General features: G+C 66.2%; 1 protein-coding gene. It reads left to right on the top strand.

Translation table 11 applies throughout. The annotated features are described in order from the left end of the window. On the top strand, positions 1 to 234 hold a 234-nt coding region (locus R0J92_RS26735; RefSeq protein ID WP_411053911.1), incomplete at both ends, for a hypothetical protein.

Here is a 234-nt window from a genome sequence, read left to right as displayed (position 1 = left end):
CCCAAGGTCGAGTGCCACGTCCAGAGCGAGGTGCTGGCATCGCCGTGCGGCGACATCCAGCTCGACGGCACGACCGACGTGCTCAGCCCCATCGGGGCCAGCAACGGCATCTTCCTCGACTGGAAGACGGGGTGGGTGGACAGCGGCTACGTCCATCAAGGCTTTGCCTACGCCCGCTCCATGTGGGACTTGCTCGGCCAGCCCGATGAGGCGGTTATCACCGGCGTCTTCGTC

The organism is Tritonibacter sp. SIMBA_163 (genome assembly GCF_046535935.1).
GTDB classification, from domain to species: Bacteria; Pseudomonadota; Alphaproteobacteria; order Rhodobacterales; family Rhodobacteraceae; genus Epibacterium; species Epibacterium scottomollicae.
This window is presented reverse-complemented; position numbering and strand designations above follow the sequence as displayed.